The following is a 21,417-nucleotide window of genomic DNA, read 5'->3' as shown; positions in this document are numbered from 1 at the left end:
TTCCACGTAATAGCGTCATGGCTGTTATTGCGAGACGAGACGGGCGGCCCGCCCGTGTCTCACGGGGAGATCGAAGGAGAATTGTCCATGAACCGTTCCCACCGACTGGTCGTGAGCGGCGCCGCCGCCGCGATCGCGGCCGCGATGGTCTTGACCGGATGCTCCGACAACGACGACGGGGGCGAGAACGCGCCGACGACGTCGGACTCGACCGCGAAGTCGGCCCTCGACGCGGCCGCGACGGCCACCGAGGAGCTGACCGGCGCGCACGTGGTGATGACTGTCGACGGCGCCATCCAGAGCCTCAACGCGACGAAGGTCGACGCCGACATCGAGACCGAGCCGCAACTCGAGGGCAAGGGCACCACCACCCTCAACATGGGCGGGACCACGGTCCAGGCGCCTTTCGTGTACATCGACGGCAGGCTGTACGCGAACATCGACGACCAGGGATTCCAGGACTACGGCGACGGTCGCTCGATCTACGACGTGTCGAAGATCCTCGACCCAGAGAAGGGCGTGCCGAACATCCTCCGCAACGTCGAGGGCGCCACCGCCGACGGCGACGAGACCGTCAACGGCGTGGAGGCCACCAAGATCACCGGCACGGTGACCGGAGAGACGCTGGCGGCGATCACTTCGACCGCGCCCGGCGGCAAGGCCGCCGAGGCCTCGTACGACGCGACCGTCTGGATCGCCAAGGACGGCGACGAGGTGGCACGCGTCCTCGTGAGCCCCGCCGACGACGTCACCGTCACAATCGACCTCGACAAGTGGAACGAGAAGGTCGACGTCGTCAAACCGAAGACCATCGAGGCGCCGACCGAGAAGCCGGACGCGCCGACGTCCGGACAGCCCACCCGCGAGAAGGCCAATTGAGCCGGCCGTTCCGACCAGGAGAAACATCATGAGTATTCGCGCACGCATCGTCACTGCGGGTCTGATCGCCCTCGGGGTCGGGTCGGCCGTCGTCGTTCCGGCCGCCGTCGCACCCGCTCCGGCCCACGCCGCCACCTATTTCGGAGCCATCGCGTTCTCGCCGAGCACCGGCGCCACCGGACGCGCCTGGGACTACCCGAACTCGTCTCAGGCGCAGAGCGCCGCGATGAACGTCTGCTACCAGAGCGACTGCAAGGTCGTCAGCTGGTTCGCCGACGGTTGCGGCGCCATCGCCAGTTCTCCGAGCTACTGGGGCTTCGGCAGCGCGTCGAACCTGTACGACGCCGAGGCGCAGGCACGGTACAACGCGGGCGGCGGCTACATCTACGACTGGGTGTGCACCAGCGGTCACAGCTGATCCACCTGCTCCCCGCCGGCCCGGGACCCCGCGACAGGGCCCCGGGCCGCGCTCGTCCGTCGGCGATACGCTCGAGCCATGAGCATCGACGCATGCGTCTTCTGCGACATCGTGAACGGGTCGGGTCCGGCGCACCTCGTGTACTCCGACGACGACGTGGTCGCCTTCCTCGATCGGGCGCCGATCGCACGCGGGCACACTCTCGTCGTGCCTCGCCGACATTCCGCCGGCCTGTCCGACCTGGATCCCGCCCTGGGCACTCCCCTGCTGTCGGTCGCCCAGCGCGTCGCCGACGCCATGAAGGGGACGGAGTTCGGCGCCCACGGGATCAATCTCGCGTTGAACGACGGCCGCGCCGCGATGCAGACCGTGTTCCACACGCACGTGCACGTGGTGCCCCGCCGGTCCGGGGACAAGCTGAGCTTCGCGAAAGGATTCCTGACCCGACGCCCCGGAGACCTCGCCGAGACCGCGGCGCAGTTGCGCGAGTTGATCGGAGTTCAGCGATGAGCACCGAACTCGCACAGGCTCGTTCACTCCTCGCCGAGGCGACGCGAGCCGTCGTCTTCACCGGTGCCGGGATGTCGGCCGAGAGCGGCGTGCCGACGTTCCGCGACGCGTTGACCGGGATGTGGTCGACGCACGATCCGGCGACGCTCGCCTCCCCGGATGGTTGGGCGGCCGACCCCGATCTGGTGTGGGCGTGGTACGCCGACCGCGCGGCGAACGTCCGCGAGGTGACGCCGAACGCCGGCCATCGGGCCGTCGCCGCACTCGCCGAGCGCATCGAGGTCCAGGTGGTCACCCAGAATGTCGACGACCTCCACGAACGCGCGGGCAGCGACGTCACGAGCCATCTGCACGGCAGCCTGTTCGCTCCGCGCTGCGCCGACTGCGGGCGCCGCGAGTCCCCCGATGTGGCACTCGCCGCACCCCGCCCGCGCTGCGAGCTGTGCGGCGGATCGATCCGGCCGGGAGTGGTGTGGTTCGGCGAGATGCTGCCCGCCGACGCCTGGAGCCGCGCCGAGACCGCCGTGGCCGACGCCGATCTGATGATCGTCGTCGGGACGACGGGCGTGGTGTACCCGGCAGCCGAACTGCCCGAACGCGTCGCGGCGCGCGGCGCTCCGGTGATCGAGGTGAATCCCGCCGAATCGGCCGTCACACGATTCGCGACGGTCCGCCTCGACGGCGGTGCGGCGCAGATGCTCCCCGCGCTGATCGCCTGAGTCGCTGATCGCTTGAGCCGCTGATCGCCTGAACCACCGACGGCCTATACCGGTGCGAGGACCTCGGCGTGCTCGTCGAGGTCGACGTCGGTTTCGGGGGCCGTTGCTCGTTTCGGAAGCAGCAGCAGATAGCCGATCGCGACCCATACGGCGAGCACGAGGTACGCGGCGAGGGAACCCGCGCCGTCGAAGAACGCCGCGCCGCGGATCGCGGTGCCGGTGGCCCCGAGCGGCAGAAGCTGTCCGAGGTCGCCCCAGATCCACGGGAGGAACTCGGGCGGTGCGGAGATGCCGGCGAGCGGCATGCCGACGAGCATGAACAGCAGGGCCGCGATGCCGATGCCCGGTGTTCCGACGAGCGCGACGACCCCCGCGACGGGTGCTGCGATGGCCAGGATGCCCGCCGCCAGCGCGATCCATTCGAGTACGAAGGAGCCGGCGACCACTCCGACGGCGGTCGCGACGCCGATGGCGGTGGCCGCCACGGCGAGCGCGCCGATCGGGAGCACGGCGGCGATCACCCGGCGACGACGGCCGACGAGCGCCGAAGCCGCACCGAGGGCCGCACCAGCCATGAACACCGGCATGACCATCGAGCCGAATCCGGCGCCCCGGGGGTCGCCGTCGGTCGGCGGCGCGACGTCGACGACGGCGGCGTTCGCCCCCGCCTGCGCGGACATCCCCGCACCGATCTGGGTGAGCGTCGTGGCCACCGCGGGACTGGCGCCCGTCGCGATCACCGTCTGCGGTTCGGGTCCGACGACGAAACCGCCGTAGACGTCGCGGTTCGACGCCGCATCGGTCAGCGCGTCGACCGAGTCGAAGGCCCAGACGTCGAAGGCGCCGGGCTCGCGCTGGTCCAGAGTCCGTGCCACCTGGTCGGCGACGGTCTGCGGACCGACCACTCCGATCGGCAGATCGTGCGGAGTCCCCTTGGACGCGGGTGAGATGAACAGGAGCAGGATCAGCGGGATGACGATCGCCAGACCGACGATCACCCCCGCGAGCTTGCGCGTCGTCGCCGACATGGAGGACCTCCGAGATAATTCAACGTTTGTTGATACACACGGTACGGACGGCCGGACCCATTAGTCAACATTCGTTGAATTAACGCTAGACTGGTCGCATGCCGCAGACAGCACCCCGCAGGGCCGGACGCCGCTCGGGCGATTCGACGACCCGCGACGACATTCTGCGTGCCTCACAGAAGCTGTTCGGCCGCAACGGATTCAAGAACACGTCGATGCGCGCGGTGGCTACCGAGGCTGGTGTCGACGTCGCCCTGGTCCCCTACTACTTCGGCAGCAAGCACGGGCTGTTCGTCGCCGCGATGGAGGTCCCCGTCGACCCGGCCGATCAAGTCCGTCGCGCTACGGCGGGGCCACGGGAAGCACTCGGGCGCAATCTGATCACGGAGTTCACCGCGACGTGGGAGGGCCCGGAGACCGGCAGCGCCATGCAGGGGATGCTGCGATCGGTGGTCAACGACGAGAGCAGGTCGAACGCCTACGGCGAGTTCGCATCGTCGCAGATGGTGCCGCTCATCGCCGAGACGGCGGACGTGTCACTGGATTCGGCGCGCAGTCTCCTCACCGTCCTCTTCGGCGTGGCGACGCTGCGCTACCTCGTCGCGGTGCCTCTGTTCACCGAGATGACACGCGACGAGATCATCGCACTGTACGCGCCACAGCTGCAGCGAATCGTCGACGGCGACCACTAGCTCCGCTCGCACCACGAAACGAAGAAGCGTGCGGATCGTGACCCCGGACGGGTCACGATCTGCACGCTTGTTCGCGGTCTGGCCTAGCCGCGACCGCGGCCCGCGACGCGAGGCGGGCGCTTGCCGCCCCACGAGTCGCCGCCGCGCTTGTTGTAGCCGTCGCGCTTGTTGTACTTGTTGCCGCCGCGACCGCGCGGCGCACCCAGGTCCGGGCGCAGGTCGATCGGGTTCTTACCGATCCGCGTGTGCTTGAGCAGGTTGAGGGTCTCCGCGTCGAGATCGTTCGGCAGTTCGACGAGCGAGAAGTCGTCGCGGATGCTGATGTTGCCGAAGTCGCCGCGCGTCAGGCCGCCCTCGTTGGCGATCGCACCGACGATCGCACCCGGAGACACCTTGTGCTTGCGGCCCACCGCGATGCGGTAGGTGGCGAAGTCGCCTCCGCCGCGCGGACGGCGGTCCCGGTCGCGGTTCTCGCGGTCGTTGCGCTCGCGACGCTGCCCGGCGGGCGGATCCGGCGCCATCAGGAATCCGCCGTCGCGGGTCTCCAACGCGAGCGCAGCCGCGATGTCGGCCATGGTCACATCGTTCTCGCGGGCGTAGTTCTCCACGAGACCGCGGAACATGTCCAGGTGGTCCGAGCCGAGGTTAGCGGTGATCGAGTCGGCGAACTTGAGCACGCGCTGGGCGTTGACGTCGTCGGCGCTCGGCAGGTCGATCTCCTCGAGCTGCTGACGCGTGTGCCGCTCGATGGAGCGAAGCAGGTGACGCTCGCGCGGCGAGACGAACAGCAGTGCCGTACCCGAACGACCGGCGCGACCGGTGCGGCCGATGCGGTGCACATACGACTCGACGTCGTGCGGGATGTCGTAGTTCACGACGTGCGAGATGCGGTCCACGTCGAGACCGCGGGCGGCGACGTCGGTGGCGACGAGGACGTCGACCGAACCGTCTTTGAGCTGGTTGATGGTCCGCTCACGCTGGGCCTGCACCATGTCGCCGTTGATCGCCATGGCGGACAGACCGCGCGCGCGCAGCTTCTCCGCGAGTTCCTCGGTGGCCGACTTGGTGCGGACGAACATGATCATGCCGTCGAACTGCTCCACCTCGAGCACGCGGGTCAGCGCGTCGAGCTTCCGATGGTGCGACACCTGCAGGTACTTCTGCGTGATGTTCTGCGCGGTGGCGGTCTTGGCCTTGACCGTCACCTCCTTCGGGTCGTTCAGGTACTTGCGCGCCAGCCGGCCGATCGATGCGGGCATCGTCGCCGAGAACAGCGCGACCTGCTTGCGGTCGGGCGTATCGGCCAGGATGCGCTCGACGTCCTCGGCGAAACCCATCGTGAGCATCTCGTCGGCCTCGTCGAGCACCAGGAACTCGAGCTCGGACAAGTCGAGGGTGCCCTTGTCGAGGTGGTCGATGATGCGACCGGGCGTGCCGACGATCACCTGGGCGCCGCGTCGCAGGCCCGACAGCTGGACTCCGTAGCTCTGACCGCCGTAGATCGGCAGCACCTTGACCTCGGGCATCTTGCTGGCGTATCGGCCGAACGCCTCGGACACCTGGAGGGCGAGTTCGCGGGTCGGGGCCAGCACGAGCGCCTGCGGCTTGCGCGCAGCGGTGTTCAGTCGTGACAGGACCGGGATGGCGAACGCCGCGGTCTTGCCGGTTCCGGTCTGGGCCAGGCCGACGACGTCGCGGCCGTCCATGAGGGGAGGAATGGTCGCCGCCTGGATCGGCGACGGGGTCTCGTATCCGACCTCGTCGAGGGCCGCGCGGACACGGTCGTCGATGTCGAAGTCGTCGAACGTGGTGACAGAAGCAGAACCGTCCGCAGAATCAGAGGCGGCCGTATCAGAGTTTTCGGTAGTCATCGCTTGTACATCCTACCCCGAATACGGCCTGTGACACCCCTCACCAGGCAACTGGTACTGTGCGACTCACATATCCGGCACCGTCACCCGACTCGCCGCTTACGTCTGAGGGGATTTCCACGATGCAGGAGTACACCACTCCCTCCATCACGACCGTCGACCCGAGCACGACGACGATCACGAGACTTCAGCAGTACCGGTCGCAGCGACCCACCCTCCCGTTGTTCAAGCGGCGCACCGACGCGGGCAACTGGATCACCGTCACCGCCGCACAGTTCGCCGACGAGGTCGACGCCGTCGCCAAGGGTCTGATCGCGGCAGGTGTGAACGCCGGCGACCGCGTCTCCCTGCTCTCCTCGACCCGTTACGAGTGGAGCGTCCTCGACTACGCGATCTGGCGTGCCGGGGCCACCACCGTCGCCATCTACGACACGTCGTCGCCCGATCAGGTCGACTGGATCCTCACCGACTCGGCGTCGTCGCTGCTGATCATCGAGAGCGCAGCGCACCGCAGCAAGCACCAGCAGGTCATCGCGAACGCCTCGGCGCTGCGCGAGACGCTGGTCATCGACGACGGCGCCGTCAACGCGCTCCGCAAGCGCGGCGCCGACGTGCCCGACTCCGCGCTCGACGATCGCGAGGCCGCCGCGAAGGCCGCCGACCCGGCCACCCTGATCTACACCTCCGGCACCACCGGCCGCCCCAAGGGCGTCGTGCTGACGCACGAGAACTTCCTCGACGAGGTCGCGGCGACCGCCGAGGCCGTCGGCAGCGGTATGGCGGAGGGCAAGACGACTCTCCTGTTCCTACCGCTCGCGCACGTGTTCGCGCGCGTCGTGGCCGTCGCCTGCGTCGAGAACGGTGTGGTGCTCGGCCACACCAACGACATCCCGAACCTCGTCGCCGACCTCGCCGTGTTCAAGCCGAACTACGTGCTGTCGGTGCCGCGCGTGTTCGAGAAGGTGTTCAACACCGCCGAGCAGAAGGCGATCGACGGCGGCAAGGGCGCGATCTTCGCCAAGGCGGTCGACACCGCGATCGCCTACAGCCGCGCCACCGAGAGCGGCGGCGCCGGACTCGTGTTGACGGTCAAGCACACGATCTTCGACAAGCTGGTGTATCGCAAGCTGCGCGAGGCGCTCGGCGGTCACTGCGAGGGCGCCATCTCCGGCGGCGCGCCGCTCGGCGACCGCCTCGGCCACTTCTTCCGCGGCGCGGGAGTCCCCGTGTACGAGGGTTACGGACTGTCCGAGACGACGGCCGCGGTGACCGCCAACAACGAGGAACACAGCCGGATCGGCTCGGTCGGCCGACCGGTGCCGGGAGTCACCGTCAAGATCGCCGACGACGGCGAGATCCTCCTCAGGGGCGGCATGGTGTTCTCCGGCTACTGGCAGAACCCGGACGCCACCGCCGACGCGATCCGCGACGGCTGGTTCCACACCGGCGACATCGGCCGCCTCGAGGACGGCTACCTGTTCATCACCGGCCGCAAGAAGGAACTCATCGTCACCGCGGGCGGCAAGAACGTCTCACCCGCTCAACTCGAGGACACGATCCGTGCCCACCCGCTGGTGAGCCAGTGTCTGGTCGTCGGAGATCAGAAGCCGTTCATCGCGGCACTGATCACCCTCGATGCGGAAGCCGTTCCCGGATGGCTGGAGCGCCACGGACTCCCGACGGACACCCCGATCTCCGAGCTCACCTCCAACCCCGACGTGCGCGCCGAACTCGACAAGGCCGTCGCCGACGCCAATGCGACCGTCTCGAACGCCGAGGCGATCAAGAAGTACTCTGTCCTGGACACCGACTTCACCATCGAGACCGGGGAGCTGACACCGACTTTGAAGCTCAAGCGGAACGTCATCCACGATTCGTACAAGCAGGCGATCGCGGACCTGTACACATGATCGATCTGTGAGGCGCGACCTCTCCATCGACGCGCTCCGGGGGCTGGCCATCTTCAGTATGGTCAGCCTCCATTTCGCGTCGGGCACCCGGCTGGCCGAACCGACACACGCCTTTCCGTACATGGACGGGATGAGTGCGTTCGTCCTGCTGTCCGGTCTGGTGCTCGGCATCGTCCACCACCGCTGGACCGATCGCTTCTCCATCCGGTACAGCCTGGCGCGTCTGGCTCGCCGGATCGCCGTGCTCTACGTGTGTCAGGCGGTCATCGGGCTGGCCGCGGTGTGGGCGTCGACCACGATGTCCGGCCGGGACTTCCGAGCCATCGCCGTCCTGCCCTATCGGCCGTCGCTCGGCACCAAGATCGAGTGGGCGCTCACCCTGCGGTATCTGCCCGGAGGCGGCAACATCCTGCTGCTGTACCTGATCATGATGGTCCTCTCCGCGGTGGCGATCCCGCTGCTGGTGCGCGGCTGGTGGCTCGCGGTGGCCGCGTCGTCGCTCGTGCTGTACGCGGTGAGCCTGACGACGTCCGGATCGTGGATGATGATCCGCTCGGCGCCGGACTGGTACCACGTGCAGAACTGGGCGTCGTGGCAGGCGTTGTTCCTGCTCGCACTGGTGGTCGGCTGGCAGTGGGAGGCCTGGCGCGTGCCCGAGCGGGTCGACGCCGCGCTCGCGGTCCTGATCGCCGTGTCGCTCGTCGCCGCGTTCACCCTGCAGGACGTGGTGCGCTCGACCGACGTGCTGCCGCATGCGGGCATGCTGGTCGACAAGGTGACGCTCGGCCCGGTCCGCCTGGTGGTGGCGTTCCTGGTCGCGACCACCTTGTACGGCTGTTTCGTCCGAGTCCTACGCTGGACTCGCCGCGATGTGCTGCGCCCGCTGGTGTCGACCGGTGCCCGCAGTCTCGACGCGTACGTGATCCAGGCCGTGTGTCTCCTCGCCGTTCCGGCGATGGTGCTGCCGCGCCCGTGGTCGAACGGGCAGGCGATGTGCCTCGCCGTCGTCGTGTTCGCGGTGTGCTGGGCGTGGGCGGAGATCCGCGTCAGGTTCGGGATCGACAAGCTGCATCGGCTGCCCGCGAGGGCGGTGGCGGCGTCGGCTCGACGGTTCGACAGACGAGAGAGGGTGTCATGACGCAGCAGCAGCGACCGGATCGACGCGATCCGAACAGTGTCGGCGAACAGACGTGGAGCGTGCACGGCGGCAATCACGCGCCGGGATCGGACGCCGAGGGCTCGGCGATCCGGGTGCCGATCACCATGGCGAACTCGTATCGGCTGCCCGAGGATCCGTCGACCATGGACTGGTCGAATCCGGAGCATCTGACGTACACCCGCAACACCGGTGTCAATCAGATCGCTCTGCAGAACAAGTTGGCCGCGCTCGAGCACGGCGCGGACGCCGTCGCCCTCGCCTCCGGCGTTGCGGCGCTGCACGCGGTGTTCTTCGGACACGTCTCGGTCGGCGACCACGTGGTCGTCGCCGACGCGACATACGAGGCCACCTACAAGCTCTGGACCTCGTTGCTGCCGCGCAAGTACGGGATCGAGGCGACGTTCGTCGACATCGCCGACCTCGACGCGGTGCGCGCCGCGATGCGTCCGAACACCAAGCTGGTGATCACCGAGGTCATCGCGAATCCGACGACGAAGGTCGCCGATGTCGCGGCACTGGCCGAGATCGCGCACGCGGGCGGCGCGCTGCTGATGGTCGACTCGACGTTCACGCCTCCCCCGCTGTTCCGTCCGCTCGATCACGGCGCCGACCTCGTCGTGCACTCACTGACCAAGTACATCAACGGGCACGGGGACGCGATGGGCGGCGCGGTGATCGGCGACGCCGAAGCGGTCGACCCGATCCGCTCGGAGGCGATGGTCGACGTCGGAGGCGTGATCTCCCCGTTCAACGCGTGGCTGATCATGCGAGGTTCGGTCACACTGCCGCTCCGCCTGCGACAGCATCAGGCGTCGGCGCTGGAGCTGGCGCGATTCCTCGAGGCCGACGAGCGGATCGCCTACGTGGCCTACCCGGGACTCGAATCGCACCCCCAGCACGCGACGGCGGTCCGCCAGTTCGGCGGCGACGGACCGGAAGCGGGTTTCGGCGGCATCATGGCGTTCGCGCTCAAGGGCGACCCGGATCTGCAGAATCGGTTCGTCTCGGCTCTGCGGGTGATCACCTCCGCGGTGTCGGTCGGGCACGACGAGTCGCTGATCGTGCACGTGGGCACCACAGGACCTCGTGTGGCCGCCTACCCCGACGGCTTCCGCGAGTACGGCCACCTGCGCTTCTCCGTCGGACTGGAGGACGTCGCCGATCTGAGGGCCGACCTGGCGTCCGCGCTGGACGCCGCGTTCGGCTGAACGCCGCGGTGCCCGCCACCGCGGAACGACACACCGGCGCGCCGCCGACGCTAAACGGTCGACGATGACGCGCGGCCGTGTCGTCTGAGGATTCGGCCGCGGTCAGCCGAAGCTCTCCGCTGTCCGCCGTACCACCGATTCATCCACCGTGACACCGACCGCGTCCACCGCCCACGTCGCCGCCAGCACGCACAGTCCGTGCACGGCGGCCCAGCAGGCGAGGGCACGCTCGGCGTCGCCGAACACGTCGGTCAACGACGCGAACCATCGGCCGGTGGTGGCGCGCAGGCCGCCGCCCGCGCCGTCGAGCAGGTCGTGCCGGAAGATCAACTCGAACATGCCGGGCCGTTCGCGCGCGAAACGCCAATAGGCGCTTGCGGTCTCGCCGATTCCCTGCGTCATGGCGGGCGTCAGCACGGCGTCGAGGTCGGCGACGCCCTCGGCCGCGATCGCGGCCAGGAGCGAGTCGAGGGTCGGAAAGTAGCGGCGCGGAGCACCGTGCGAGACGCCCGTCCGAGCGGCGACGGCGCGCACGCCCACGTCACGGAATCCGGTGGCGTCGACGATCTCCACTCCTGCCGCGACGAGTCGGTCACGGGTCGAATCGATCATGGTTGACAGTGTCTATCGGCGTCTACGATCATGTCGAGTAGACACTGTCTACTCGACATCGGAGGACCTGTGGCGCTCACCCCTCGACTGCTGTACCCGCTGTGCAAGCACGTTCTGCTCGGTCCGGCCCTTCGACGACGTGTCGATCTCGACGTGATCGGAGCAGAGAACGTGCCCGCACGCGGCCCGGTCGTCGTCGCCGCGAACCATCTCGCGGAGATCGACTCGCTCGTGCTCCCGCTCGCGGTGCGCCGCAGACTGTCGTTCTTCGCCAAATCCGAGTACTTCGCCGGCGCCGGCGCGCGCGGACTCGCCTCCCGCGCCTTCTTCACCGGCACCGGGCAGATCCCCGTCGATCGCGCGGGCGACGACTCCGCGCTCGCCGCGGCCGAACGCGTCCTGGCGAGCGGCCGCGCCTGGGCCATCTACCCCGAGGGAACGAGGTCGCCGGACGGACGGCTGCACCGCGGACACACCGGCGCGCTGCGGGTCGCCGCCCGGGTGCCCGGCGTGCAGGTGGTCCCGGCAGCTCTGCACGGTACCGCCGAGGTGAACCCGCCGGGCACACGCCGCATCACTCCCGGCCGGGTGACAGTCCGAATCGGCGCGCCCGTCGCCGCGACCGCACTGCTCGGCCCCGCGTTCGATGTCCGCACGGGCACCGACCGGCTGATGGCGTTGATCCGCGACCTCGGCGGGCTCGAGTACGTGGACGAGTATGCGCGACGCTGAGACCGGACCGACCGACGTCTCGAGCGCCATCGGTCACTCGGCGACGAACAGGATCCCCCGCCCGATCGCTTCGCGGATGCTCGGCATCGCCGCGTCTGCGAGCGCGTCGGCGTCGACGCCGTGGAATTCGGCGAGGAGCGTGATCAGCCCCCGGAGCGGAACCTGACCGCGGCATCCCGCGAGCAGTGCGGTCAGGACCTCGTCGACGCCCAGGACCGCACCGGGCCCGCCCGGACGGGTGACAGAGGCTCCGACCTGCTGCCATCCGTCGTCGCCGGGCAACGACTGCGTCTCCAGGAAGACCGGTGACGTGCTCAGCGATGCGGCGAGCAGGTCGTCGTCGGACGTGGCGCGCAAGAAGTCTCGGCGCGTGAACCAGGCCTGCGCCTCGAAGCCCGTGACCTCCTGTCCGGCCGCGGTGATCTCCTCGATCACGATGTCCGCGGGCCGATCCTCGGCGGGTCTGCGGAGGGTCACCGATCCCATGCCGACGCCGACGATGCCCTCGCGCTCGAACCAGTCGAGCCAGTCCGCACCGCGTCGGGCCGCATCGGCGGGCGACTCCCCCGCATCCGACACCCACAGGGACACGTAGCTGATCGGATCGGCGAGTTCACGCTGCACGACCCACGCGTCGAGCCCGCTCTGTTCGACCCAGGAGCGGACGCGCGCGTCCCAGTTCTCCTCGTCGTACACCACCCAGTTGGCGAGCAGCTGAGCGATGCCGCCCGGATTCAGGTGAGCGGCGGCGTTCTCGATGAGCTGCCGACTCACGCCGTCGCCGACGATCCCCGAGTCACGATAGATGTAGTCCTGTGATCCGCTGCCGACGACGAACGGCGGATTGGAGACGATGAGGTCGAACGTCTCGCCGGCGACGGGCTCGTACAGACTGCCCCGGCGTAGATCCCACGTCATGCCGTTGAGTCGAGCCGTCGCCGCGGCGAGCGCTAGCGCCCGCGGATTCGTATCGGTCGCGACGATCTCGCCGCAGTGGGAGTCCATGTGCAGTGCCTGGACGCCGCATCCGGTGCCGAGGTCCAGCGCGCGCGTCGCAGGCGTGCGGATCACGGCCTGTGCCAACGACATCGACGCACCGCCGATACCGAGGACATGATCGTGAGCGACGGCGCCGGGCCGCATCGACGCATCCTGGTCGGCGACGACGAGGTAGTCGGCGTCGTCGCTGCCGTGCGGCCGGATGTCGAGGAGGGCGCGCACGCCCCCGTCGGCACGTGCGAGGACTCCGTCGTCGACCAGTGCGTCGACCGACAGTCCGTCGAACGCGGCGCCGACGTCGGACTCCGGCTCGGTGGAACCGAGAAGGAAGAGCCTGACCAGAGTGGCGAGCGGCCGCTTCTCGGCGGGTGCGGTACGCGTCGCGCGCAGGGCGGGCCACCACGTCCCGTTCACCAGTGCGGCACCGGCCTGATCACCGAGCAACCCGTCGATTCCAGCGGAGGAGTAGTCGGCCGCGCGCAGCGCGCGACCGAGGGCGTCGACGAGGTCCGGGTCAGCGAGAGGGTATGCCGTCACGGAGCGAGCGTACCGGTACAGTGTTCATGCACGCGCGGGTCGTGTGCGGGCGCGAGTGGCGGAATTGGCAGACGCGCTGGATTTAGGTTCCAGTGTCTAAGGACGTGCGGGTTCAAGTCCCGCCTCGCGCACCCGTCACCGTGTTCCGGTCCCGACCCACAGTGGCACGCAGCGAGGTCGACCGACATCCCGCCGAGCGCCATGCGGCCACCAGCGCACCCCGTCGAGGCACCGTTGGGAACGGTCAGCGGCGCACCGACTCGACCAGCCAGGCGGCGAACCCGACCGCGGGGAACAGCGCGCCGAGCACGCAGACCCCGGTCCATCCCCACTCGGCGTAGACGAAGACCGACGCGATGGATCCGACCGATCCCGCGGCGAAGTACGACGTCATGTACGCGGTGTTCAACCGGCTCCGCGCATCCGGCCGCAGCGGATAGAAGACACTCTGGTTGGTGATGTGAGTGCCTTGAATTCCCAGGTCCAAGGCCGCGACGCCGATCGCCAGAGCGATGACGCCGTGCTCACCCATCGCCAGCGGGATCGCACTGAGCGCGGTCACGGCCAGCAGCACACCGGTCTGCCCTCGCGCGTGTCCGCGGTCGGCGAGCCTGCCCGCACCCCTGGCCGCGAGCGCGCCGGCGACGCCGACCAGCGTGAACAGTCCGATCCGGGCATCGCTCCACTCGTACCCCGGTCCCGCCAGCAGGAATCCGATGCTCGTCCACATCACCCCGAACGACGCGTAGGTCAGCGTCCCGTACGCCATCCGCCACCGCAGAATCGGCTCCTCGCGTACCAGCCGAACGACCGAGGCGAGCAACTCACGATAGGACACATCGGTCGCGGGCGCGGTCCGCGGCAGTGTCCGGACGAGCAGAGCCGCTACCAGGACGAGTCCGACCGCCGTGACGAACACCGCTCGCCAGCCGGCGACCTCGGCGATCAGACCCGCGACGACGCGCGAGAGCAGAATGCCCAACAGCAGACCGGTCATCACGTTGCCGATCACCCGGCCGCGTCGGTCGGCCTGCGCCAGCGACGCCGCGAGCGGCACGACGATCTGTCCGACCACCGATCCCACGCCCACGAGCAGCGCCGCGGATGCGAGCACCTGCCAGGTCGGCGCCGCGGCCATCACGACCAGGCACACCGCGGTGGCGCCGATCAACCACCACAGCAACCGCCGCCGGTCGACGAGATCGCCGAGCGGAACCAGCAGCGCCAGTCCCACCGCATAGCCGACCTGACTGGCGGTCACCACCAGCCCCACACTCGTCGTCGACGCGCCGAGGTCATCGGCGATGAGCCCGACGATCGGCTGCGCGTAGTAGCTGTTCGCGACGACGAGCCCGGAGATCAGCGCCATCACGGCGACGAGACGCCCGTCGAGCGTACGGGGAGCCGCTGTGGTCTGTTCGATCATGGCGACCATGCTGTCCGCCGGACCCATCAGCCGTCCAACGTATATATTCGATTCAATTAAGCGATACGGTCGATGAATGGAGTTTCGTCAGCTGTCCCAGTTCCTGGTCGTCGCCGACGAAGGCCACTTCACCCGGGCATCGCGCCGGCTGCACATGTCGCAATCGGCACTCAGCTCGTCGATTCGAACGCTCGAGAGCGAACTCGGCGTGGCCCTGTTCGAGCGGACGACGCGGCGCGTGCTTCTGACTCCCGCGGGCTCGCTGCTGTTGCGACACGCCCGGACCATCACCGCCGAGGTGAGCGCCGCGCAGCAGGCCGTCGCGGACCTCCGTGGCCTCGGCTCGGGAACACTCGACGTCGGCACGGTGCAGACGTTCACCTCGATCGACCTGCCCCGCGCACTCGCCGACTACCACGCCGACCACCCGGGTGTGCAGATCAGCGTCCGCGAGGCCACCACCGTGGAACTCTTGGACGCGGTCCGCGGCGGCGGACTCGACGCGGCGTTCGTCGCACTCGATCACCGGCCGGTCGGTCAGGGCGTCCACGTGCTGCACACCTACACCGAGCCGCTGTGCGCCGTCGTCGGTCCCGACCATCGGCTCGCAACGGCCGACGGCGTCGGTCTCGCCGAACTCGCCGCCTGGCCGTTCATCGACTTCGAGGCGGGCGTGGGGCTCCAGACCGTGGTCGCCGCCCTGTTCGACGCGGCGTCGATCGATCGTGACATCGCGTTCCGGATCGGCGACATGACACGGCTGCTGCGTCTCGTGGAGCACGGCCTCGGGGTGGCGGTGGTTCCGGAGTCGATCGTCCACGACGCCGCCGTGGTGGCCCTGGCGATCACCGGCTCGGTCACACCCACGCGGCATACCGCACTGGTGTGTCGAGAATCAGTTCCGTCGAATCCCGCGGCCCGGAGATTCGTCGAATCTCTCGGCGGCGGAAGTAAACATCCCATTCTAACCGACGACCGATAAGTTGACTTTCGCAACATGTTCTACCGAGAGTAGAAGGGGTTCCGACACAGGTCGGTGCACTTTCTGCATAGATCTCTGACGGGCCGCGATCCACTCGGATCGCTTGACACCCGCGGGAGGTTCTCACGGGTGGGAAGGTAATTGTGCAGCAGCGAAAAAGGATTGCGATCATTGGCGCGGGGCCGAGTGGAATGGCCGCCCTGCGTGCTTTCAAGTCGGCGGAGAGTCGGGGCGAGCAGGTCCCGGACATCGTCTGCTACGAGAAGCAGGACGACTGGGGCGGACAGTGGAACTTCACCTGGCGCACCGGAACAGACCACTACGGCGAGCCCGTGCATTCGAGCATGTATCGCAATCTGTGGTCGAACGGCCCCAAGGAAGCACTCGAATTCGCTGAGTACACCTTCGACGAGCACTTCGGACGTCCGATCTCGTCGTACCCGCCGCGGGAAGTCCTCTGGGACTACATCGACGGACGGGCCACACAGTCGGGCGTCAAGGACAGCGTCCTGTTCGCCCACGCGGTCCGCTGGACCGAATACGACGAGGCGACCGGCACGTTCACCCTGACCGTCGACGATCTGAAGAACAAGCGGTCGCTGACCGAGGAGTTCGACGAGGTCATCGTCGCGACCGGGCACTTCGCCTTTCCGAATGTCCCGGACTTCGACGGCATCGAGACCTTCCCCGGTGAAGTGATCCACGCCCACGAGTTCCGCGGCGCCGAACGCTTCGCGGGCCAGCGGCTGCTGCTGATCGGCGGCTCGTACTCGGCGGAGGACATCGGCATCCAATCGCACAAGATGGGTGCCCGGCAGGTCACCATGAGCTACCGCTCCGCGCCGCAGGGCTTCGCCTGGCCGGACGGCGTCGACGAGGTTCCACAGGTCGCGAGCTTCGACGGGTCCACCGCGACGTTCGTCGACGGCACCTCCCGCGAGTTCGACGCGGTGATCCTGTGCACCGGGTACCTGCACCACTATCCGTTCCTGCCGCACGAGTCGCAGATCGATTCGCCGAACAACCTGTACCCCGAGGGGCTCTACCGCGGGGTCACCTGGCAGAAGAACCCGAAGATCCATTACCTGGGCGCCCAGGACCAGTGGTTCACCTTCAACATGTTCGACGCGCAGGCGTGGTTCGTGCGCGATGTGATCCTCGGCCGCATCGAGCTGCCCGACCCGCAGGCCCGTCAGGAGAGCATCGACGCCTGGCTGGAGACTTATAGCGGGGTCGAGGACGACGCGGCGGCCGTCCGCTTCCAGGCCGACTACATCCGCGACCTCATCGAGCAGACCGACTACCCGATGTTCGACCTGGACGCCGTCGTCGACACCTTCCTCGCCTGGAAGAAGGACAAGAAGACCGACATCCTCACCTATCGCGACCAGGCTTACCGTTCGGTGATGACCGGCACGATGGCCGTCGTGCACCACACCGCGTGGATCGACGAACTCGACGACTCGCGCGAACGCTATCTGTCGAGCCAGCCGAGTGCCGACGAGGCGCAGGACGCGGCCAGACCGGCCTGACCGTCTCGCCCCCGATTCGGGTCGGTGTCGGACCGCCCTCGTCACGACGGCGGACGGGCCGACCGGATCGGTCTGGGTCACATCGTCACACTCCGATGACGATCGGACACGCCTGCGACGTGGTCGTGGCCGGAGGAGACGTTCGCAGGCATCCTGGAGATCATGTCCTCCGCAACAACCCACCGCATCGGCACTCTCGCCGGCGCCGTCGTCGCGATCGCGCTGGCGGCGTGCACGTTCGCCGTCTTCGTCCGGTGGTACCCCGGACAGGCCTCGGACGAACAGACGATGCAGTTCTGGGCCACCCTTCTCGGTCACGATGTGCCCACCACCGGGTGGCTCGGTCACAATCAACTCGCGGTGCTTGCCGGTATCGGAGTGGTCCTCGCCGCGATCTGCATCTGCAGACGGTCGGCGCGGCTGGCGGCCCACGCGACGGTGCTCGTCCTCGGTGCGGTGATCGTCGCCGTGCTCCTCAAGTCGGGACTCGAACGTCCGTCTCTCGGCGTCGGGGCGGTCACCAACTCGTTCCCCTCGAACACGGTGGCCGCCTTCGGCGCCGCCGCCTTCGCGCTGATCTCCATCAGCCCGAAACGGATTCGCCGCGCGGTCGCCGCGGTCTCCTTGATCGGCTCGCTGACCGTGTCGGTGAGTGTGGTGGGACTGCAGTGGCATCGGCCGTCGGACGTGATCGGCGGCTGGCTGGTGGCCGTCGCGGCCGCCTTCGCCGCCGAATGCGTCGTGCCCGTGCGTGGCCGAGCCCTGACCGGCACATCCTGACTGCGACGCCGTCGACCTCGTCGACGGTGATCCTCCTCCGTCCCGGTACTCGACCGCGCCGCGACACCGCTCCAGCCGCCGTCCGGACACGACTGGATCTCCTGTGAGGCAGGTCGCTTCGACGCGACGGGTACCGTGGAGTACGTGACTGAAGCACCCTCCCCTGTCCAGAAGCGACACCGTCCCGCGCTGATCGCGCTGGTCGTCGTCGCCGCGGGCGCCTGCCTCGCACTGGCATGGTGGCAGTGGGGACGATTCGAATCATCGTCCGGCACCTTCCAGAACCTCGGCTACGCCCTGCAGTGGCCCGCGTTCGCGATAGCCGTCGTGTACGCCTACCGACGGTTCGTGCTGATGGAGGCCGATCCGGACGCGATCGTCGAGGAGTCCGCCCGACGCGGCCCCACCGAGATCCCCGAGGGTGTGCTCCCCGACCGTCCCCGAGCCGACGATCCGCACATCGCGCTGATCAAGGCCGAATCCGACGACGAACTCGCCGACTACAACCGGTACCTCACCGAACTCAACGACCGGCGCGACGACGCCTGACTGCACCGAAGGATCGACACGTGACCGAGAAGAACCTCGACTCCACCACGCCCGCCACCGGCGAGACGACGGTCTCCGACGCCGCGAAGGCCCACGTCCGCGGCGCGCTGCTCCGCTACCGCGCGCTCGCTTGGATCACCGGCGTGTGGCTCCTGCTTCTCGTGGCGGAAGTCGTCGCCAGGTACGGCTTCGATGTGGGGGGCTTCACCTGGGTCGGCGTCGCCCACGGCTGGATCTACTTCATCTACCTGATCATGACCGTCGATCTGTCGATCCGCGCTCGCTGGTCCATCGGCAAGCTGATCATCACCGCGATCGCGGGCACCATCCCGTTCCTCTCGTTCTACTTCGAGCACATCCGAACCAAGGATGTGAAGGAGCAGTTCCAACTGTGACCTCCGGCCACGCCTGGAAAGAATCCGGCACTCGAAACGGGACTGAGTCCCGTTTCGAGTGCCGGATTCTTTGTACGACTGACGTCTACGCGGTCGCCAGCGCGGCGAGGGCCGGCAGCAGCTGCGCCAGCGCCCTGTGGCGGTGGCTGAGTCCGTCCTTCTCCTGCGCCGACAGCTCACCGGCCGTGCGGCCGCCGGCCGAAGGGTCGTCGGGCAGGAACAACGGGTCGTAGCCGAAGCCGCCGCTCCCCCGCGTCTCCCGCACGATCCGACCACGCCATTCGCCGCGCACCACCGTCTCGGTGCCGTCCGGGAGAACCAGTGCGCACACCGAGACGAACTCGGCTCCCCGACGCTCGGCGGGGACGTCGGCGATCTGGGCGAGCAGGAGCTCGTTGTTCGCATCGTCGCCCTTGCCGCCGCTCCACCGCGCCGACAGGATGCCGGGCATTCCGTTCAAAGCGTCGACAGCGATCCCGGAGTCGTCGGCGAGCGACGGCAGGCCCGTACGCCGCACCGCTTCCCGCGCCTTGATGAGTGCGTTCTCCTCGAACGACGCACCGTCTTCGACCGGCTCCGGATAGGCTTCGACGTCTCCGAGGCCCAGGACGTCGAGGCCGGTGATCGCAGCACCGTCGACCATCCGACGCAGTTCGGCGAGCTTCTTCGCGTTGCCCGAGGCGAGCAGGACGCGCGCGGTCACTTCGACGCGGCGGGCAGAACGCCCGGGTACGGCGCCGCCAACGCCTCGCGCTGTGCCTCCACGAGCTGCTCGATGCCCGCGGTCGCGACGTCGAGCATGGCGTCGAGAGTGCGCCGCGGGAACGTCGCTCCCTCTCCGGTGCCCTGCACTTCGACGAGCGTGCCCGCGTCGGTGGCCACCACGTTCATGTCGACTTCGGCACGCGAGTCCTCCTCGTACGGGAGGTCCAGACGCACCCGACCGTCGACGACGCCGACGCTGATCGCGGCGATGACGCACGACAGGGGCTGCGGATCGTTGAGCTTGCCCGCCGCGCCGAGCCAGGTGACGGCGTCGGCGAGGGCGACATACGCGCCGGTGATCGCGGCGGTGCGGGTGCCGCCGTCGGCCTGTAGGACGTCGCAGTCGATGGCGACGGTGTTCTCGCCGAGCGCGGCGAGGTCGATGCAGGCGCGCAGCGACCGGCCGACGAGGCGGCTGATCTCATGGGTGCGGCCACCGATCTTGCCGCGCACCGACTCACGCTTGTTGCGCTCGTGCGTCGCCGCGGGAAGCATCGAGTACTCGGCGGTCAGCCAACCGAGGCCCGAGCCGCGTCGCCACGACGGAACTCCCTCGGTGACCGACGCGGTGCACATGACCCGCGTGTTGCCGAACTCGACCAGAACAGAACCCGCCGGATGCGAGGTGAATCCGCGGGTGAACTTGATGGGGCGCAACTCGTTGTCGGCCCTGCCGTCTTCTCGTGTGCTCACGCGGACGAGTCTATCTGGACCGGCTCGGGTCTCGCCGAGTGCGTGAGGGGCGCGGGATCCGCGACTTCCGCACCGGGTCTCCTCGATGCGCACAGGGTTGAACCCTGTGCAGAATCTGCAGCCCAGAGCGCAAACAGAGGGGCCGTAGCGCTATCGCGCCTACAGCGGCGGACGGACCTCGATGATCTGTCCCTGGTGTACGAGCTGCAGCGGCCCCGGATACTCGGCGGAGGCCTCGTCGAGGATCGCGTCCGCGTCGGTCCAGGGGACGACGTGGGTCAGGGCCAGCGAGCGCGCCGTGGCGCGGGCCGCGACCTGGCCGGCCTCGGTACCGGACAGGTGCATGCCGTCGGGCCGCACCTGAGGGTCGTGCGTCCAGGACGCCTCGCACAGGAACAGGTCGGCCTCACGCGCGAGTTCGACGACCTCGTCGCACACACCGGTGTCGCCGCTGTAGGCGAAGACCTCGCCCTCGGGTCCGGTGATGCGCAGCCCGAAGGTGGCAGGCGGATGATTCACCTTGAACGGCTCGATGTGCAGTCCGTTGATGTCGACCGCCACGCGGTCCCGCCATTCGTGGACGTCGTAGGTGTCGGAGATGTCGTCGACCTCACCGGGAAACTCCGAGGCGCCCGCGCCGATCCGGAGCGCGGTGCCCGCCGGACCGTAGAGGAGGGAACGCTCGCTCGCGCCCTCCGGCGCCCAGCGCCGCCAGACGAGCATGGCGGGCATGTCCATGCAGTGATCGGCGTGCAGATGACTCAACAGCACGGCGACGTGGTTCGGATTCGCATGCGCCAGCAGTTCGCCGAAAACGCCGTGTCCGCAATCGATCAGAACCGGCTGATGTCCGTCCGCCTGCAAGAGGTAACCCGAGCATGCAGTACCGGGGCCGTTCACACTCCCCGAGCATCCGAGCACCGTCAATCGCATACGCCCCACTTTGCCATGGACAACTGCGAATCAAGCATCGAACGACACGCAGGTGATCGACGAATTCGACGCGCACCGAAAGCCAGAC

The 21,417-nt window shown here is 68.4% G+C and carries 22 protein-coding genes and 1 tRNA gene; 15 read left to right on the top strand and 8 right to left on the bottom strand.

What is annotated here, in order from left to right:
* The first annotated feature begins 87 nt into the window (after positions 1-87).
* The 4 genes from BKA16_RS12020 to BKA16_RS12005 all read left to right on the top strand — a co-directional run bounded on the left by BKA16_RS12020 (position 88) and on the right by BKA16_RS12005 (position 2,526).
* A complete protein-coding gene (locus BKA16_RS12020; protein WP_183370873.1) occupies positions 88-879 on the top strand; it encodes an LppX_LprAFG lipoprotein in 792 nt (263 codons plus the stop codon).
* Between the two features lie 28 nt (positions 880-907).
* Positions 908-1,297, top strand: a complete 390-nt coding sequence (locus tag BKA16_RS12015; protein WP_183370872.1) for a DUF4189 domain-containing protein — start codon at positions 908-910, stop codon at positions 1,295-1,297.
* A gap of 84 nt (positions 1,298-1,381) precedes the next feature.
* Positions 1,382-1,807 (top strand): HIT domain-containing protein, encoded by a 426-nt coding sequence (locus tag BKA16_RS12010; protein ID WP_183373036.1) that lies wholly within the window; start codon positions 1,382-1,384, stop codon positions 1,805-1,807.
* Complete coding sequence (locus BKA16_RS12005; protein WP_183370871.1) at positions 1,804-2,526, top strand: NAD-dependent deacylase; 723 nt, start codon at positions 1,804-1,806, stop codon at positions 2,524-2,526. The genes BKA16_RS12010 and BKA16_RS12005 overlap by 4 nt, the downstream gene beginning before the upstream one ends.
* A gap of 44 nt (positions 2,527-2,570) precedes the next feature.
* Here the strand turns inward: BKA16_RS12005 and BKA16_RS12000 are convergent, their stop codons facing one another.
* Positions 2,571-3,554 (bottom strand): ABC transporter permease, encoded by a 984-nt coding sequence (locus BKA16_RS12000; protein WP_183370870.1) that lies wholly within the window; start codon positions 3,552-3,554, stop codon positions 2,571-2,573.
* A gap of 98 nt (positions 3,555-3,652) precedes the next feature.
* Between BKA16_RS12000 and BKA16_RS11995 the strand changes: the two genes are divergently transcribed.
* Positions 3,653-4,246: a TetR/AcrR family transcriptional regulator gene (locus tag BKA16_RS11995; protein ID WP_183370869.1), complete on the top strand. Its 594-nt coding sequence runs from the start codon at positions 3,653-3,655 to the stop codon at positions 4,244-4,246.
* A gap of 83 nt (positions 4,247-4,329) precedes the next feature.
* Here the strand turns inward: BKA16_RS11995 and BKA16_RS11990 are convergent, their stop codons facing one another.
* Positions 4,330-6,117: a DEAD/DEAH box helicase gene (locus BKA16_RS11990; protein WP_183370868.1), complete on the bottom strand. Its 1,788-nt coding sequence runs from the start codon at positions 6,115-6,117 to the stop codon at positions 4,330-4,332.
* 122 nt (positions 6,118-6,239) lie between these two features.
* Here BKA16_RS11990 and BKA16_RS11985 point away from each other — a divergent pair, with 122 nt between their 5' ends.
* The 3 genes from BKA16_RS11985 to BKA16_RS11975 are packed head-to-tail and all read left to right on the top strand — an operon-like array spanning position 6,240 to position 10,394.
* Entirely contained in the window at positions 6,240-8,027 is a 1,788-nt protein-coding gene (locus tag BKA16_RS11985; RefSeq protein ID WP_183370867.1) for an AMP-dependent synthetase/ligase, read from the top strand.
* A gap of 7 nt (positions 8,028-8,034) precedes the next feature.
* Positions 8,035-9,165: an OpgC domain-containing protein gene (gene opgC / locus BKA16_RS11980; protein ID WP_343067392.1), complete on the top strand. Its 1,131-nt coding sequence runs from the start codon at positions 8,035-8,037 to the stop codon at positions 9,163-9,165.
* Positions 9,162-10,394, top strand: a complete 1,233-nt coding sequence (locus tag BKA16_RS11975; protein WP_183370866.1) for a trans-sulfuration enzyme family protein — start codon at positions 9,162-9,164, stop codon at positions 10,392-10,394. The genes opgC and BKA16_RS11975 overlap by 4 nt, the downstream gene beginning before the upstream one ends.
* Positions 10,395-10,496: 102 nt before the next feature.
* Here BKA16_RS11975 and BKA16_RS11970 read toward each other — a convergent pair whose 3' ends face one another.
* Entirely contained in the window at positions 10,497-11,006 is a 510-nt protein-coding gene (locus tag BKA16_RS11970) for a TetR/AcrR family transcriptional regulator (RefSeq protein ID WP_183370865.1), read from the bottom strand.
* Positions 11,007-11,075: 69 nt separating this feature from the next.
* Between BKA16_RS11970 and BKA16_RS11965 the strand changes: the two genes are divergently transcribed.
* Positions 11,076-11,738 (top strand): lysophospholipid acyltransferase family protein, encoded by a 663-nt coding sequence (locus BKA16_RS11965; RefSeq protein WP_343067391.1) that lies wholly within the window; start codon positions 11,076-11,078, stop codon positions 11,736-11,738.
* A 33-nt stretch (positions 11,739-11,771) separates the two neighbouring features.
* Here the strand turns inward: BKA16_RS11965 and BKA16_RS11960 are convergent, their stop codons facing one another.
* A complete protein-coding gene (locus tag BKA16_RS11960) occupies positions 11,772-13,274 on the bottom strand; it encodes a DUF7782 domain-containing protein (RefSeq protein WP_183370864.1) in 1,503 nt (500 codons plus the stop codon).
* A gap of 49 nt (positions 13,275-13,323) precedes the next feature.
* Between BKA16_RS11960 and BKA16_RS11955 the strand changes: the two genes are divergently transcribed.
* A tRNA-Leu gene (locus BKA16_RS11955) sits at positions 13,324-13,405 on the top strand.
* 113 nt (positions 13,406-13,518) lie between these two features.
* On the opposite strand, the gene BKA16_RS11950 is transcribed toward BKA16_RS11955, so the two are convergent.
* Complete coding sequence (locus tag BKA16_RS11950; protein WP_221246821.1) at positions 13,519-14,700, bottom strand: MFS transporter; 1,182 nt, start codon at positions 14,698-14,700, stop codon at positions 13,519-13,521.
* Positions 14,701-14,776: 76 nt separating this feature from the next.
* Between BKA16_RS11950 and BKA16_RS11945 the strand changes: the two genes are divergently transcribed.
* The 5 genes from BKA16_RS11945 to BKA16_RS11925 all read left to right on the top strand — a co-directional run bounded on the left by BKA16_RS11945 (position 14,777) and on the right by BKA16_RS11925 (position 18,938).
* On the top strand, positions 14,777-15,682 hold the full coding sequence (locus BKA16_RS11945; protein ID WP_183370863.1) for a LysR family transcriptional regulator: 906 nt from the start codon (positions 14,777-14,779) through the stop codon (positions 15,680-15,682).
* Between the two features lie 191 nt (positions 15,683-15,873).
* Positions 15,874-17,214 carry an NAD(P)-binding domain-containing protein gene (locus tag BKA16_RS11940; RefSeq protein WP_183370862.1) on the top strand — a complete coding sequence of 447 codons (1,341 nt, stop codon included), beginning with the start codon at positions 15,874-15,876 and terminating at the stop codon, positions 17,212-17,214.
* A 162-nt stretch (positions 17,215-17,376) separates the two neighbouring features.
* On the top strand, positions 17,377-17,994 hold the full coding sequence (locus BKA16_RS11935; protein ID WP_183370861.1) for a phosphatase PAP2 family protein: 618 nt from the start codon (positions 17,377-17,379) through the stop codon (positions 17,992-17,994).
* A gap of 144 nt (positions 17,995-18,138) precedes the next feature.
* Complete coding sequence (locus tag BKA16_RS11930) at positions 18,139-18,543, top strand: transcriptional regulator (protein ID WP_183370860.1); 405 nt, start codon at positions 18,139-18,141, stop codon at positions 18,541-18,543.
* Positions 18,544-18,650: 107 nt separating this feature from the next.
* Positions 18,651-18,938 (top strand): DUF3817 domain-containing protein, encoded by a 288-nt coding sequence (locus BKA16_RS11925; protein ID WP_246372287.1) that lies wholly within the window; start codon positions 18,651-18,653, stop codon positions 18,936-18,938.
* Between the two features lie 85 nt (positions 18,939-19,023).
* Here BKA16_RS11925 and rdgB read toward each other — a convergent pair whose 3' ends face one another.
* The 3 genes from rdgB to BKA16_RS11910 all read right to left on the bottom strand — a co-directional run bounded on the left by rdgB (position 19,024) and on the right by BKA16_RS11910 (position 21,329).
* Positions 19,024-19,641, bottom strand: coding sequence for an RdgB/HAM1 family non-canonical purine NTP pyrophosphatase (gene rdgB, locus BKA16_RS11920; protein WP_183370858.1), 618 nt, complete (start codon positions 19,639-19,641; stop codon positions 19,024-19,026).
* Positions 19,638-20,396: a ribonuclease PH gene (rph, locus tag BKA16_RS11915; protein ID WP_183370857.1), complete on the bottom strand. Its 759-nt coding sequence runs from the start codon at positions 20,394-20,396 to the stop codon at positions 19,638-19,640. The genes rdgB and rph overlap by 4 nt, the downstream gene beginning before the upstream one ends.
* A gap of 159 nt (positions 20,397-20,555) precedes the next feature.
* Entirely contained in the window at positions 20,556-21,329 is a 774-nt protein-coding gene (locus tag BKA16_RS11910; RefSeq protein ID WP_183370856.1) for a cyclic nucleotide-degrading phosphodiesterase, read from the bottom strand.
* Positions 21,330-21,417 lie beyond the last annotated feature (88 nt).

Origin of the sequence: Gordonia humi, assembly GCF_014197435.1 — a bacterium.
Taxonomy (GTDB): domain Bacteria; phylum Actinomycetota; class Actinomycetes; order Mycobacteriales; family Mycobacteriaceae; genus Gordonia; species Gordonia humi.
Note: the sequence above shows the minus strand (reverse complement) of the source record. Positions and strands in the feature narration are given on the sequence as shown.

Coding starts and splice junctions, on each gene's coding strand:
- BKA16_RS12005 (WP_183370871.1), top strand. CDS start 1,804: ATGAGCACCGAACTCGCACAGGCTCGTTCACTCCTCGCCGAGGCGACG.
- BKA16_RS11970 (WP_183370865.1), bottom strand. CDS start 11,006: ATGATCGATTCGACCCGTGACCGACTCGTCGCGGCAGGAGTGGAGATC.
- BKA16_RS11945 (WP_183370863.1), top strand. CDS start 14,777: ATGGAGTTTCGTCAGCTGTCCCAGTTCCTGGTCGTCGCCGACGAAGGC.
- BKA16_RS12020 (WP_183370873.1), top strand. CDS start 88: ATGAACCGTTCCCACCGACTGGTCGTGAGCGGCGCCGCCGCCGCGATC.
- BKA16_RS11995 (WP_183370869.1), top strand. CDS start 3,653: ATGCCGCAGACAGCACCCCGCAGGGCCGGACGCCGCTCGGGCGATTCG.
- BKA16_RS12015 (WP_183370872.1), top strand. CDS start 908: ATGAGTATTCGCGCACGCATCGTCACTGCGGGTCTGATCGCCCTCGGG.
- BKA16_RS11950 (WP_221246821.1), bottom strand. CDS start 14,700: ATGATCGAACAGACCACAGCGGCTCCCCGTACGCTCGACGGGCGTCTC.
- BKA16_RS11910 (WP_183370856.1), bottom strand. CDS start 21,329: ATGCGATTGACGGTGCTCGGATGCTCGGGGAGTGTGAACGGCCCCGGT.
- BKA16_RS12000 (WP_183370870.1), bottom strand. CDS start 3,554: ATGTCGGCGACGACGCGCAAGCTCGCGGGGGTGATCGTCGGTCTGGCG.
- BKA16_RS11990 (WP_183370868.1), bottom strand. CDS start 6,117: ATGACTACCGAAAACTCTGATACGGCCGCCTCTGATTCTGCGGACGGT.
- BKA16_RS11975 (WP_183370866.1), top strand. CDS start 9,162: ATGACGCAGCAGCAGCGACCGGATCGACGCGATCCGAACAGTGTCGGC.
- BKA16_RS11940 (WP_183370862.1), top strand. CDS start 15,874: ATGGCCGCCCTGCGTGCTTTCAAGTCGGCGGAGAGTCGGGGCGAGCAG.
- BKA16_RS11935 (WP_183370861.1), top strand. CDS start 17,377: ATGTCCTCCGCAACAACCCACCGCATCGGCACTCTCGCCGGCGCCGTC.
- BKA16_RS11985 (WP_183370867.1), top strand. CDS start 6,240: ATGCAGGAGTACACCACTCCCTCCATCACGACCGTCGACCCGAGCACG.